This window comes from Oxalobacteraceae bacterium OTU3CAMAD1 (assembly GCA_024123915.1).
Taxonomy (GTDB): Bacteria; Pseudomonadota; Gammaproteobacteria; order Burkholderiales; family Burkholderiaceae_D; genus Rugamonas.
The window spans coordinates 211,479-225,264 of record CP099650.1 but is presented as its reverse complement, the minus strand read 5'-3'; the positions used below and the strand labels follow the sequence as shown (position 1 = coordinate 225,264).

Here is a 13,786-nt window from a genome sequence, read left to right as displayed (position 1 = left end):
GCGCCAACGTCTCCGCCGGCACCCCGCCCCGCCATATCAATGCCGTGCAACTACTACTTCGTCATCAAGCCCTTGATCACCCGCACCGGCGCGCTGCCGTAGCTAAGGAATTGCTCGTGGAATTCCTTGAGGTTGAACTTGTCGCCCAGCGCCTTTTTACGTTCCTCGCGTAATTCCATGATCTCGCTGTAGCCGCTGAAATAGCTGGTCAGCTGCACCGACGACACCTGCACCCGATGCCACTTCTCGACCGCCTCGGTGCGCGTCTGGAAGGCCTGGCGCGTCAGCAGGTCGATCGCCTGTTCCTCCGTCATACCCAGCACGTGCACGCTGTAGTCGAGGATGGTGTTGGTCACGCTGCGCAGGTTCCACTTCGAATACATCAGCCACATCTCCGGCGCGTTGTCGCCGTAGCCGGAGTCCAGCATCATGCGTTCGCCGTAGACCGCCCAACCCTCGACCATCGCGCCGTTGCCGAAGATCGATTTGACGATCGACGGCGACTTGTTGGCATACACCAGTTGCGCGTAGTGGCCCGGGATCGCCTCGTGGATATTGAGAATCTGCAGGATCCAGTGGTTGTACTCGCGCAGGCTGCTCTCGGCCGCCTCCGCCGTCGCGCCGTCGAGCGGCGTGACGTTGTAGTAGGTGCGGTCCTGCGGCCGGTACGGTCCCGGCGCGTCGATGCTGGCGCCCGCCACACCCGCCTGATAGGCCGGCGTCGCGCGCACTTCGAGCTGCTTGTTGCGGTCCAGGGTCAGCAGGTTTTTGCTGATCACCCAATCCTGCAGCACGGGGATCTGGCGCTTGATCTCGTTGACGAAATCCTCGCGCCGCACGTGGTTGGCCGACAGCTTGTCGATCATCATGCCGATCTTGGCAAAGCGGTCGGCCGGCTTGGCCACGCCCGGGAAATACTTGTCCCACATGTCGTCGGACAGCTTGTCCATATTGGCCAGCAGATCTTCCCGCGCGGCCAACGCCTTTTGATAGGTCTGCTCGGCGGTGCTGCCGGATTGGATGTCGTAGGCGAACTTCTGCTCATACATCGCCTTGCCGATGCGGAAGGTGCGACGGCCTTTGGTGTCCATCAGCTTGTCCATCTCGGTCAGGAAGGCCACGTAGCCGTCGACCGCCGTCAGCGCCGCGTTGACCCGCTGCGTGAACTGCTGCTTCTCGATCGGCGTCAGGATCGAGGCTTGGGCCGCCTTGTCGACTTCGATCAGCACGGTCTGCACGCCGGGCGCCTGCTTGATCGCCAGGCGCGTATGTTCGCGGGTCGGGTTGACGATGTTGTTGCGCGCCGCCTCGTAGTACGCCGGAATGCTGGCGATGCGCTTGAGCAAGGTGCGCAGGCGCTGCGGCTGGGCCGCGTATTCCGTGCTCAGGATCAGGTCCAGTGGCCCTGCGACGTTGTAGCTGGCCGGGTTCCATTCGAACTCGCGCAGGGTGGTCAGGCGGAAGCGGTCGCTATCGAGCTTGTTGATTAGCAGCGCCAGATCGGTGCGCTGCTTGGGCGACAGTTGGCTGGCGTTGACTTTGCCGAAGCGCAGCTTCCAGTCGTCGATGAAGGCCAGTTCCTTGGTCTGCGTGGCCACGTCCGGAATACTCAGCGTGGCGGCGGTGTCGTACTTGCCCGCGTAGATCGCGCTTTCCGAGTCGATGCGCCACAGCGCGTTGAGGAACTGGTTGCTGAGGGTGTCGAACGAACGGTCCTGGCGCCGTTCGGGCACGGCGGCCACGGCCGGCCTGGCGGCGACCACCGCAGTTGTCGCCGCCGCGGCCGCGACAGCTTTGCCCTTGCCGCTCTTGCCGCCCTTCGTGGTCGTCTTGCTGTTTTTGCCAGCCTTGCCGGCGGTCGCGCTTTTGGTGCCGGTTTTGCCGGCGCTCTTGCCGCTCTTGGCGTTCTTGTTTTTAGTACTGGTGCTGGCTTCCTTGTTGGTGGTCGCCGCGCCGGCCGGCGTGAAGGCGAGTGCCGCCATCACCACAGCCAGTGCAATTTTTGTCTTGATCATCGTCTGCAGCCTTGTGTTTATTTTGACAAGGCACGCGCGTCCACATCACGCTGCGGCAAGCGGGCCAAGTCGAAGCGTTGGAGATTATCACTAATCGGCCCGCTTGAGAGCGCTCGATACAAGACAAAACGCGGCGACCGGGGAAATCCCGGGCCTCCCTACGGCCGCGCCGACGGCTGTCCCATGCCGGTCGGCGACGAGATATCGCGCAGGGTTTCGGCGGTTTCCTCGGGATCGGTCTCGGCCTCCGGGTCGGTCAGGTCGGCCAGCGACACGATGCCGATCAAGGTGTGCTGGTCGCGGCTGACGACCGGCACGCGGCGTACCTGCATGTCGCGCATGTCCTGCATCACCTCGTCGATGCTTTGGTCCTCGTAGCAGTGGCAGATATCCTCGCTCATCACCTCGGTGACCAGGGTTTCCTCCGGCCCCAGACCGGCGGCGGTGGCGCGGATGGTGATGTCGCGGTCGGTGATCATGCCGATCAGGCGGTTGCCTTCGGTGACCGGCAGCGCGCCGACGTCGAGATCGTCCATCATCTCGGCGGCCTGCCGTATCGTATCGTCCGGGGAGACGCTGGTGACGTCCCGGCTCATGACTTCTGCAATGGTTTTCATCGTGGTTCCCCTTTACGTGACGTGGCGCCGCACGGCGCCATGCCAGTAAGACGGGAGCCGCGCGGCAAAGTTCACGCGGTATCCACAAACCTTATTTTTTCAAGCCTTCTTGCAGCATGTTGAGCATTTCCCCGGCCGACATGCGGCCCGAGACGTCGCTGCCCTCCAGCAAGCTGTCGGCCAGGTCGCGTTTGTGCTGGTGCAGGTCGACGATGCCTTCCTCGATCGTATGGCGCGCCACCAGGCGGTAGATGGTCACCGGGCGCAGCTGGCCCATGCGGTGCGCGCGGTCCGAGGCCTGGTCCTCCACCGCAGGGTTCCACCACGGGTCCATGTGGATCACGTAGTCGGCGGCGGTGAGGTTGATGCCGACCCCGCCCGCCTTCAGGCTGATCAGGAAGACGTCGCCGGTGCCGGCCTGGAAGGCGTCGACGCGCTTCTTGCGGTCGGCCATCGAAGTCGAACCGTCCAGGTATTGATAGCTGATGTCGTTGGCGTCCAGGTGCGCGCGGATCAAGGACAGGTGGTCGACGAACTGGCTGAACACCAGCACCTTGTGGCGGTTCTCCAGCAGGCCCTCAAGCAGGTGCGCGAACGCCGCCAGCTTGCTGCTGGCCAGTCCCAGTTCGGGCGCGATCAGGTTCGGATTGCAGCAGGCGCGCCGCAGCCGCATGATCTCGGCCAGGATCTGGATCGACTTCTTCTCGGCCGGGCCCTCGACGGCGGCCAGGTTTTCCAGGGCGGTGCGGCGCAACGATTCGTACAGCGCCGTCTCCTCCTTCGACAGGTCGACCTCCAGCGTGATCTCGGTGCGCGACGGCAGCTCGGTCAGCACCTGAGCCTTGGTCCGGCGCAGCATGAACGGCTGGATCAGGCGTCGCAGGCGGTTGCGCGCACCCAGTTCGGCGCGGTGGTCCTGCGGCTTTTCGATCGGCGCCGCGAAGCGCAGGTTGAACTGCTCGATGCTGCCCAGCAGGCCGGGATTGATGAAGCGGAACAGGTTCCACAACTCGCCCAGATGGTTTTCCAGCGGCGTGCCGGTGGCGATCATGCGGAAGTCGCCTTGCAGCGCCATGACGGCCTGCGAGCGCTTGGTGGCGCCGTTCTTGATTGCCTGCGCCTCGTCGAGCACGATGGTGTTCCACTTCACGCCGGCGAACAGCGCCGATTCCAGCTGCAGCAGGCCGTAGCTGGCCACCACCACGTCGTACGGCTGCAGGGTGGACATCGTTTCGGCGCGGTCGCCGGCGCCGAACAGCTTGACGTTGAGCGTCGGCGCGAAGCGCGCCGTCTCGCTGATCCAGTTCATGCAGACGGACGTCGGCGCGATGACCAGGGTCGGCCCTTGCGGCGCGCGCGACAGGATCAGCGCGATCGCCTGCAAGGTTTTACCGAGGCCCATATCGTCGGCCAGGCAGGCGCCCACGCCCCAATGCGCAAGGCGCGACAGCCAGTTGTAGCCTTCCAGCTGGTAGTCGCGCAACTCGGCCTGCAAGGTGCTTGGCAGATGCGGCTCGAACGCCGCCTGCGACGCCATGCGCTGCAAGTGCTCCTTCCACAGCTTGTCCGCCTTCAGGCCGCCGACGTCGTCGGCCAGCTCCTCAAGCGCGAACGCGGCCAGCGGATGCAGGCGCACGCCGTCGGCGGTCAGCTCGCCGTAGGCCGACACTTCGCGCAGGCGCCGGTGCAGCTCCTCGGTCAGCGCCAGGTAGCGGTTCTCGCCCAGTTCCACGAAGCGGCTCTGGTTCTTCTGCATCAGCTCCAGCAGGGTGCGCAGGTCCATAACCTTGTCTTCGTCGATCTGCACCTCGCCGCTGGCCGCGAACCAGTCCTTGTTGCTCTTGATGGATAGGCGCACCTGCTTGGTCTCGACCTTGGCGGTGACGCGGAATTTCTCGCCCTCCGGCCAGGCCAGCACGATGCTGCCCGCTTTCATTTCCTGCAGCTCGACCAGCAATTGCAGGCACAGCGCCGGTTGCCCGAGCAGCCATTCGCCATGATCCTGTTCGGCCGATTCCAGCACCGGGCACTTGGCGATCAGCTCACGCTCGGCGTCGCGTTCGTCGATCAGATGGCGGCGCGCCTGCACCGGCTTGCCGCCGACATCGGCGATCACGCTGTCGGCGCCGGCGCCCGGCGCGTAGTAGGCGCCGTTGGCCAGCGGCCGCACCAGGATCTGCATCTTCAGGCCGTGCTGGTACGGCAGCAGATGCACGTGCAGCCGGGTGTCGGCCTCCACCTGCTGCATGTCCGGCGCGGCGCCGCCGATCTCCGACTGCACCGTCACCAGCGACGAGATGGAGCTGATCGCGTGCAGCACCTGCTGCTCGGCGTGCGCCGGCACCGTCAGGCTGTCGCCGACGATGGCGGCGATGCGGCGGTGCTCGTCGAGGATGCTGACCACGCGCAGGCGCGTCGGCGTCTCCTTGCTGACGATGACGAAGGAATTGTCGTCCGGGATGCGCGGGTGCAGGCGGATTTCCAGGTTGCCCGGGCTTTTCTTGATCAGCAGTTCCGGCTCGCCGGCCAGCATTTCCACGCGCGTGTCGGGGGCGTCGGCCCAAAACAGCAGCGGGTGGCCGATCAGCGCGGAGGCGGCGCGCTGCGGGTCGATCTCGTAGGCCAGGCCGCTGGACTGGTAGCTGCGGTGGGCCACCGAGATCGCCTCCGACACGCGCACGTCCTGCGGCGTCAGGAAATCGAATTGTTCCGGCTCGAAGCGCAGGCGCTTCAAGCCGACGGCGCGGCCCTTGCTCCACAAGCCGCGCGCGTCGCGTTTTTGCTCGACCGGCGCGACGTCGGTCAGGCCGTGGCGGTTGTCGTAGGTCAGCTGCCACACCAGTCGCGTGGCGCCGGCCGCTTCCGCCGTCGCCGGCTGCTGCAGGTTGATCAACGCCGACAACTGCCGCTGCCACGCTTCCTGCCGCTCGAACCACACCGTCATGTCCGGGATGCCGAGACGCGTGCGCAGCGCGCTCGCGTGGCGCTGCTGGTCGACGTCGCCCAGGTGGCCGAGCAGGGCGGCCGCCTGCGCCGCGATGAACAGGTAGCCGGCGCGTTCGGCGTTCTCGAACAGCTCCTGCAACTGCAGGCGGCGCTCGCCCAGATGCGGCAACGACAGCCAGAAATATAGCAGGCACTGGAACAACTGCGTCTGCACGGCGGTGTCCCACGGCAGCGCGGAGACGACGTCCGTTTGCATGGTGCCTGCGCGGATCTGGCGCAGCATGTCGATCTGCTGGTGGATGGCGGCGTCGTAGTTTGGCGGCATGCGTACCGCGATCTCGAGGTAGGCGTCCGCCGCTTTTTGATGTTTGGGGTCCTCGCTGCGCAACAGCGACAGCAGATACAGATAGGCGCCGATGCCGGCGAACAGGTGTTTGCGTTTGCCCGTTTCGCGGCGCAGCAGCTTTAGCGCCGCCTCGTAGCCGACGAAGGCCGCGCCGGTGGCGCCGCGCAGCAGCACGATGGTGCTGGCCAGGAACTGGCTTTGCGGGCCGGCCGTGCGCTCCAGATAGCGCTTGGCGTCGTCCAGGCGGCCGCACAGGATGGCGTCCTCCGCCAACGCCAGCCGCAGTTCGGGACTGATGTCGTCCTTGGCCGCCAGTCGCCGTTGCAGGTGCTGTTCGCAGAACTCGCGGATCACCGGCACGGTGGGCAGTTCACGCTTGGCGTTCTCCAGCAGCACCGCCAGCACGTCGTCCTGCAGCAGCGGATGGACGCGCGCGATCATCCCCGGCTCGAACGGACGGCCGAAGATGTCGACGATGGGGTGCAGCTGCGCCGCCTCGTAGCTGCCGAGGCAGAAGGCCAGGATCGGCTGGATCTGCTGCGGCGCCTGGCCGCGCAGAAGGCCCATGCGCAGGCGCGCCATGCCGGCGCGGTAGCTGCGCGGCTCGACGCTGTTCCAGGTCTGGCGCATCGGCACCAGTTCATCGTAGGCTTCGCACAGGTCGTCGAGCGCGTGGGTACCGATCGAGGCGCGCATGGCCGGCCAGCGCAGCTTGGGATTGCAGACGAAGCCGCGCCCGGTGACGACGCTGATGAAGGCCAGCCGTTCCAGCTTGCGCATCGATTCGTCCAGGGTGCCGACGTTGTAGTGGTGGCCGTCCTTGTCCTCGATGCGCGCCTTGTTCAAATGATCGAGGATGGCGGTGCGCCCGACCGGCTCGCCGATCAGGGCGAGCAGCGCCAGTATCATTTTTTCATTGAATTCAAGCGCGTCAAATTCGGCAAGCAGCTTCGGGTCGGCCATGCGTGGATCAGTCTTTCAGGTTATCGATGTGGACCGGCGCTGCCGCCGCAGGATCGTGCAGGCCGGGGTTCAGCTTCAGTATCCGCTGATAGAAGTACAGCTCCGCCTCCAGGGTGCGGACGATGTTCTCGCCCTTGCGGAAGCCGTGACCCTCGCCCTCCAGCGGCACATAGGCCACCGGCACGCCGCTCGCCTTGAGCGCGTCGACCATCATTTCCGATTGCTGCGGCGGCACGACCTTGTCGTCCAGGCCCTGGAAGAAGATCATCGGGCGCGACAGCTTGTCGGTGTGGTTGATCGGCGAGCGGTCCTTGTACAGCGCTTGCGCCTGCGGCTGCGGCGCGATCAGGTAGGCGGTATAGCGTGATTCGAACTTGTGCGAGTCGTCGTCCAGCCCTTGCAGGTCGGAGACGCCGTAGTAGCTGGCGCCGACCTTGAACACATCATGGAAGGTCAGCGCGCAAAGGGTCGTCAGGCCGCCGGCGCTGCCGCCACGGATGATCAGGCGGTCGTTGTCGGCCAGGCCGCGCTCGACCAGCGCCCGGGCGCCGGCCACGCAATCCTCGACATCGACGATGCCCCACTGGCCCTTGAGCAGGTCGCGGTAGGCGCGGCCGAAACCGGTGCTGCCGCCGTAGTTCACATCGAGCACGCCGAAGCCACGGCTGGTCCAGTACTGGGTCGCCAGTTTCAGCGTGTTGACGGTCATGCCGGTCGGGCCGCCGTGGCTGATGACGATCACGGGCGGCTTGCTGCCGTCCGGCGCGCGCGCGTCGCGGTTGCGCGGCGCGTAGAAGAACGCGTGCGAGGTGCGGCCGTTGGCGCTCGGGTAGCTGATATTGGCGGGGATGGACAGGTTGTCCTCGTCGGGCAGGTCGGCGATCGATTGCGCCAGGATTTCCACGCCTTCCTCGGTAAAGTCGATGCGCGCCAGCTCCAGCGGGATCGACGGGCCGCCCGCCAGCATGGCGATGTAGCCGGGCGCCACGCGCAGTTCGCGGATTTCCTCGTACGGATTGGCGATCGCTTCGAGCTTGCCGCTGGCCGGAAGCAGGCGCGCCAGCCGGCTCACGCCCTTGTCGATATAGGTGCAGATGATTTCCGAGGCCGAGCGGAAGCCATACATCGAGTTACCGAAGGTCCAGTGCGGCGAGCCGAATTCCGCCTGCATCGGGCACAGGGCCTCGACGCCTTGGCGGTCCGCGCCCAGGCGGTACAGGTTCCACCAGCCGCTGCGGTCGGAGACGAAGTGCAGCAGCCCGTTCGGCGACCATTCCGGCTGGCAGATCGATTCCTCGGCGCCGCCGGCCACGCGCACCGGGGCCGCCAGCGTGCCGTCGGCCTGGAATTCGGCCAGCCACAAGGTGGTGCCTTCCCACGGCATGCGCGGGTGGTCCCAGGTCAGCCACGCCAGCGCGCGGCCGTCCGGCGACAACCGTGGCGACGAATAGAAGTCGGCGCCTTGCGCCAATACCGTTTCAGCGCCGTCGGCGATGCCGATCGCGCAAATGGTGTTGGACGGTTCGCCGTGGCCATCCTCGCGGTGCAGCTCGCGCACGCCGATCAGGCGTCCGCGCGCGCCGTCGACCACGAAATCGGCGAAGCGCTGCTTGCCTGCCGCCGTCAGCGGCACTGGCGCGGACAGCGAATCCTCATCTCCGGCGAAATCCAGCCGGTGGACGCGGTTATCGGCAAAATGTGAGAAGTAGACCGTCTCGCCATCGACCGCGTAGGCGCCACCGCCGTATTCATGCACGCGGCTGCGCACATTGAACGGCGCCGGCGTCAGTTCGTCGGTGACGGCGCCGTGATGGCGCAGCAGCGTGTTGCGGCCCGCCTCGGCGGCGCGTCCGGCCAGCCAGAAGATATCGCCGCCGTCGGCGCCGCCCAGCATCAGCGACGACATCGGCGTGGCGCCGGCCGCCACGCGCTCGGCGCTGATGGTCGATGGCCAGGTGCCGTATTCGGCGATGGTCGATGCTTCTGATGTCATGGCGGCTCCGAGGGCTTGGGTTGGGTGACTGGGCGGGGGTGCTAGGATGATAGAGAAAGGGCGCGCAATGTTCCAGCGTCCGCCGAAAAAAAACGGCGCGGAGTGCGATAATAGCCCTTTCCCCGCTTTTTGATTGCCTTTCATGCCACAATTTGCTCCGCTTCAGAATGACACCTTTTTGCGTGCGTTGTTGCGCCAGCCGACCGAGCACACCCCGGTATGGCTGATGCGTCAGGCGGGGCGCTACCTGCCGGAATACCGCGCCACGCGCCAAAAAGCGGGCTCCTTCATGGGCCTGGCCACCAATCCCGATTACGCCACCGAAGTGACCTTGCAGCCGCTGGACCGCTTCCCGCTGGACGCCGCCATCCTGTTCTCCGACATCCTGACGGTGCCCGACGCGATGGGCCTGGGCCTGTATTTCGTCGAAGGCGAAGGCCCCAAGTTCGAGCGTCCGCTCAAAACCGAGGCCGACGTGCTGGCGCTGCGCGCACCGGAACTGGGGTCGCTGGACTATGTATTCAAGGCGGTCACGCAGATCCGCACGGAATTGAACGGCCGCGTGCCGCTGATCGGCTTCTCGGGCAGCCCGTGGACGCTGGCGTGCTATATGGTCGAAGGCCAGGGCTCGCGCGAGTTCCACACCATCAAAAAGATGCTGTACAACCGTCCGGACCTGATGCACCACATCCTGGCCATCAATGCCAAGGCGGTTGCCGAGTACCTGAACGCCCAGATCGACGCCGGCGCCCAGGCGGTGATGATCTTCGACTCGTGGGGCGGCGCGCTGGCCGACGGCGCCTACCAGGCGTTCTCGCTCGATTACATGCGCCAGGTGGTGTCGCTGCTGAAGAGGGACAAGGACGGCGTTAAGATTCCGGCCATCGTCTTCACCAAGGGCGGCGGCCAGTGGATCGAGCAGATCGCCGACATCGGCGCCGACGCGGTAGGCCTGGACTGGACCGTGAACCTGACGCAGGCGCGCAAGCTGGTCGGCCACAAGGTCGGTCTGCAAGGCAACTTGGACCCGGCGATCCTGTTCGCCAGCCCCGAGCAGATCCGCGCCGAAGTGCACAAGGTGCTGGACGCCTTCGGTAAGCCGGAAAACGGCCATGGACACGTATTTAATTTGGGCCACGGCATCTCCCAGTTCACGCCGCCGGAGAATGTGGCGGCCATGGTGGACGCTGTTCACGCCTACAGCAAGGCCCAGCGCGCATCTTGAGCTACCGCAAACCCGTGGGGCACGTTCCGATGGAGCGTGCCCCATTTTCATTGGTGCGCAGAGGAAAGCAAACCGACTTATGCACAATTTTTTTTGGTGCAAGAATAACAGGCAGCACTATTTTCCTCGCCCGGGCGTTGGTTCTAAGTCGTTGATTTGTAATTGTAATTTCGGCTTGCTGGATGAGGCTGTGTACTGGTTGTAAACCCATAAGTCGGGCTTCCGCGAGTTTATTTCTTCATTGTCCACAAAGTTATCCACAAAAACTGTGGATAAAAAATAAAAGTACTTAGTAAACCGTGACTTAGCCATAATGTTGTTGTTTTGCATGAGGTCTATGTTGCGCTGCACGATTTTTAGGCAAAATGGCTGGCTTGATAACGAAGTTATGTGCGCGCAAACCATTTGGGCGCGGCCTGTATAAAATTTGTCGTTATCGGCCGAACGTTGTACTTTCCGGTAGCCATTAAAACGCCCCGGAAAGTGTTGGAAATCGTTAAAAATTAATCGGAAATACTTCACTTATGCACAGCCGGAGAGAAAAAAGCGCATTTCTCCGTCTCCTAGGAGGGTTTTTCCAAGTGATTGATTTTAAAAGAAAATAATTTCGAATATTTGCCCGGTTCCGACGGCTACCAACTGTTAAGTGATTGGTTTCCGGAGATTAAGATTCTCTTGTCCACAAAGTTATCCACAAAAACTGTGCAGTCTTGCACAGCACCGAATTTCATGTGATTGGATCTATGCAGGGCCTCTTTCACCATTGCATTCTTCAGGTGGCGCTCGACACGCCGCTGAATGCCATTTTCGACTACCGCTGGTATTGCGATGCGGCGGAACAGCCGCAAGTCGGCCAATTGGCGTTCGTCCCGTTCGGCCCGCGCGAGGTGATGGGGCTGATCGTCGGCGTCGCCGCCGAGACCGATGTGCCCGACGGGAAATTGAAGGACGCGCTAGCGATCCGCAGCCAGCTGGCGCCGCTGTCGGCGCAATGGCTGGCGCTGGCCGGCTTCGCCGCCGACTATTATCAGCGTCCGTTGGGCGAGGTGGCCCTGCCGGGCTTGCCGAAGAACCTGCGCGCGCCCACCCCGCTCACCCTGGACAAGGCGCTGAAAAAGCTGGCCAAGCTCGACGCCCCCCACGACGGCACGCCGCTCAACATGCCGGTGCTCAATCCCTCGCAGCAGGAGGCGGCCGACGCCATCGGCGGCGCCGTGGGTTTCACGCCCACTTTGCTGTACGGCGTGACCGGCAGCGGCAAGACCGAGGTGTATCTGCAGGCGTGCGCGCAAGTGCTGGCGCGCGACGTGGATGCGCAGATCTTGATCCTGGTGCCCGAGATTAACCTGACGCCCCAGTTGGAAGGCAATATCCGCGCGCGCTTCCCCGGCGTGATGCTGGCGACCCTGCACAGCAGCCTGTCCGAAGGCGAGCGCATGCTGCACTGGCTGGCCGCGCACCAGGGCCGGGCGCGCATCGTGCTCGGCACGCGGCTGGCGATCCTGGCCTCGCTGCCGAACCTGAAGCTGATCGTCATCGACGAGGAGCACGACCCGTCGTACAAGCAGCAGGAAGGCTTGCGCTATTCGGCGCGCGACCTGGCCGTGTGGCGCGCCTGGCAGCTGGCGATTCCGATCGTGCTCGGATCGGCCACGCCGTCGCTCGAGAGCTGGCACCACGCGCAGTCGGGCCGCTACCGCAAGCTGGAACTGCGCGAGCGCGCCGTCAAGAACGCCGTGCTGCCGCAGGTGAAACTGATCGACATGGAGCGCGACAAGCCGAAGGACGGCCTGACATCGGGACTGATCGCCGCCATCAAGCAGCGCATGGAGCGCGGCGAGCAATCGCTGTTGTTCCTCAACCGACGCGGCTACGCGCCGGTGATCTGCTGCGAATCGTGCGGCTGGATCAGCGAGTGCACGCGCTGTACCTCGTTCATGGTGCTGCACCGTCCCGAGCACCGGCTGCGCTGCCACCACTGCAGCCTGGAGCTGCGCATTCCGCGCCACTGCCCGACCTGCGGCAACGTCGACCTGCAACCGCTGGGACGCGGCACCCAGCGCGTCGAGGAGGGCCTGCAGGCGCTGTTCCCGGAGGCGCGCGTGCTGCGCATCGACGCCGACTCGACCCGCAAGAAGGGCAGCGCACAGGAGGCCTTCGACACCGTCCATCGCGGCGAGGTCGATATCCTGATCGGCACCCAGATGGTCGCCAAGGGACACGACTTCAAGAAGCTTACGCTGGTCGGCATTCTCAATCCGGACACCGCGCTGTTCTCGCAGGATTACCGCGCCAGCGAGCGGCTGTTCGCGCAGCTGATGCAGGTGGCGGGACGCGCCGGCCGCGCCGGGCGCACGGAAGGCGGCAGCATCAGCGAGGTGCTGATCCAGACCCGCTATCCACAGCATCCGCTGTACGGCGCGGTGGTGCACCACGATTACGACCACTTCGCGTCCGCGCTGCTGGAGGAGCGCGAGCAGGCCGCGCTGCCGCCGTACCTGTTCCAGGCGCTGTTGCGGGCCGAGGCGCCCGAGCTGGCGACCGCCATCGAGTTCCTGACTATCGCGCGCGATTGCGTCGAGCATCCGGGCATCACGATCAACGATCCGATCCCGATGAGCATGACCCGCGTGCACAATGTCGACCGCGCGCAGTTGCTGGTCGAATCGGCGTCGCGGCCGATGCTGCAGGCGTTCCTAAAGGATTGGCTGTGGACCCTGCGCGAGATGAAAAGCCGCGTGAAATGGTCGCTGGAAGTCGATCCGCTCGATATTTAAGGCTGCAACAGAAAGCGCCGCGCGGTGGCGATGATTTGCTCGCTGAGCGCGCGCGTAAATGGCGTGTCCAGATTCCACGCGTGCCAGTTCAGCGCCACATCGACATGCCTGCCCGGCGCCAGATCCACCAGACGGCCGTCGGCCAGCGGCCGGGTCGCCTGCGACAGCGGCATCAGCCCGTAGGCCAGGCCGCCGTGGATGCACTCGGCGCTGGCCGGCGACAGCGGCACCGTGTGGTGCGGATACGGGCCGTCCAGGTCGAGCACCTCGCGCAGGAAGCCGGCCATCATGTCGCGGTCGCACACCACCGCCGGCGCCAGCCGGGCCGCCTCGGCCGAGAAGCCGTCGCCGAACCAGTGGCCGGCGAACACCGGCGTGGCCACGCAGACATAGCGCAGCTTGCCCAGCGGCGTCACCTCGGGACCGTTTGCCGTGTGCTCGCCGTGCGGCTGGGCGGCGGCGATGCTGCCGAATACGCTACCCTCCCGCACCAGATGCAGGGCCATGTCGCGCGTTGCCTGCTGGATGTTGAGTTGACAACGCGGCGGCGACAGCAGCGGTTGCAAGCTCAGCGGGAACCAGGTGGCCAGGCTGGCCGCGTCCACCGCCAGGGAAATCTCCGGCATGCTAACCTTGTTGCCGAGATCGATGTCGAGCGCGGCTTCCATCAATTTGACGCTGCGGTGGTGCGAGACCAGGCGCTGGCCCAGCCCGGTCGGCACGGCCGGCTGGCCGCGCACGATCAGCAGGCGGCCGGCGGCGTCTTCCAGCGCCTTGATGCGCTGCGAGACGGCCGACTGGCTGATGCCGAGCGCGGTCGCGGCTTTTTCAAAGCTGCCGTGGCTGGCGACTGCGTCCAGCACGGCAAGCGCGCGATAGTCTAGTGGAGCCATAAGTGTTACTT

At 64.9% G+C, this 13,786-nt stretch carries 7 protein-coding genes; 2 read left to right on the top strand and 5 right to left on the bottom strand.

All coding sequences use genetic code 11. From position 1 onward, the window contains the following. Positions 1-53: 53 nt before the first annotated feature. The 4 genes from NHH88_00815 to NHH88_00800 all read right to left on the bottom strand — a co-directional run bounded on the left by NHH88_00815 (position 54) and on the right by NHH88_00800 (position 8,880). On the bottom strand, positions 54-2,015 hold the full coding sequence (locus NHH88_00815; protein ID USX14371.1) for a DUF885 domain-containing protein: 1,962 nt from the start codon (positions 2,013-2,015) through the stop codon (positions 54-56). Between the two features lie 158 nt (positions 2,016-2,173). Beyond that, positions 2,174-2,632 carry a CBS domain-containing protein gene (locus NHH88_00810; protein USX14370.1) on the bottom strand — a complete coding sequence of 153 codons (459 nt, stop codon included), beginning with the start codon at positions 2,630-2,632 and terminating at the stop codon, positions 2,174-2,176. 91 nt (positions 2,633-2,723) lie between these two features. After that, entirely contained in the window at positions 2,724-6,887 is a 4,164-nt protein-coding gene (locus NHH88_00805) for a DEAD/DEAH box helicase (GenBank protein ID USX14369.1), read from the bottom strand. A 7-nt stretch (positions 6,888-6,894) separates the two neighbouring features. Then, positions 6,895-8,880 (bottom strand): S9 family peptidase, encoded by a 1,986-nt coding sequence (locus tag NHH88_00800; GenBank protein ID USX14368.1) that lies wholly within the window; start codon positions 8,878-8,880, stop codon positions 6,895-6,897. Positions 8,881-9,022: 142 nt separating this feature from the next. On the opposite strand from NHH88_00800, the gene hemE reads away from it, so the two are divergent. Together hemE and NHH88_00790 are read left to right on the top strand one after the other, a co-directional pair. Next, on the top strand, positions 9,023-10,105 hold the full coding sequence (gene hemE, locus NHH88_00795; GenBank protein USX14367.1) for a uroporphyrinogen decarboxylase: 1,083 nt from the start codon (positions 9,023-9,025) through the stop codon (positions 10,103-10,105). Between the two features lie 743 nt (positions 10,106-10,848). Further along, on the top strand, positions 10,849-12,882 hold the full coding sequence (locus NHH88_00790; protein ID USX14366.1) for a primosomal protein N': 2,034 nt from the start codon (positions 10,849-10,851) through the stop codon (positions 12,880-12,882). On the opposite strand, the gene NHH88_00785 is transcribed toward NHH88_00790, so the two are convergent. Continuing rightward, the gene (locus NHH88_00785; GenBank protein ID USX14365.1) at positions 12,879-13,775 is read right to left on the bottom strand and encodes an ArgP/LysG family DNA-binding transcriptional regulator; all 897 of its coding nucleotides are present in this window, start codon (positions 13,773-13,775) and stop codon (positions 12,879-12,881) included. The two genes, NHH88_00790 and NHH88_00785, sit on opposite strands and share 4 nt — an antisense overlap. Positions 13,776-13,786 lie beyond the last annotated feature (11 nt).

What these genes read in the sequence shown, in the direction of transcription:
- NHH88_00815 (USX14371.1), bottom strand. Translation starts at nt 2,015, where the DNA reads ATGATCAAGACAAAAATTGCACTGGCTGTGGTGATGGCGGCACTCGCC.
- NHH88_00810 (USX14370.1), bottom strand. Translation starts at nt 2,632, where the DNA reads ATGAAAACCATTGCAGAAGTCATGAGCCGGGACGTCACCAGCGTCTCC.
- NHH88_00805 (USX14369.1), bottom strand. Translation starts at nt 6,887, where the DNA reads ATGGCCGACCCGAAGCTGCTTGCCGAATTTGACGCGCTTGAATTCAAT.
- NHH88_00800 (USX14368.1), bottom strand. Translation starts at nt 8,880, where the DNA reads ATGACATCAGAAGCATCGACCATCGCCGAATACGGCACCTGGCCATCG.
- hemE (USX14367.1), top strand. Translation starts at nt 9,023, where the DNA reads ATGCCACAATTTGCTCCGCTTCAGAATGACACCTTTTTGCGTGCGTTG.
- NHH88_00790 (USX14366.1), top strand. Translation starts at nt 10,849, where the DNA reads ATGCAGGGCCTCTTTCACCATTGCATTCTTCAGGTGGCGCTCGACACG.
- NHH88_00785 (USX14365.1), bottom strand. Translation starts at nt 13,775, where the DNA reads ATGGCTCCACTAGACTATCGCGCGCTTGCCGTGCTGGACGCAGTCGCC.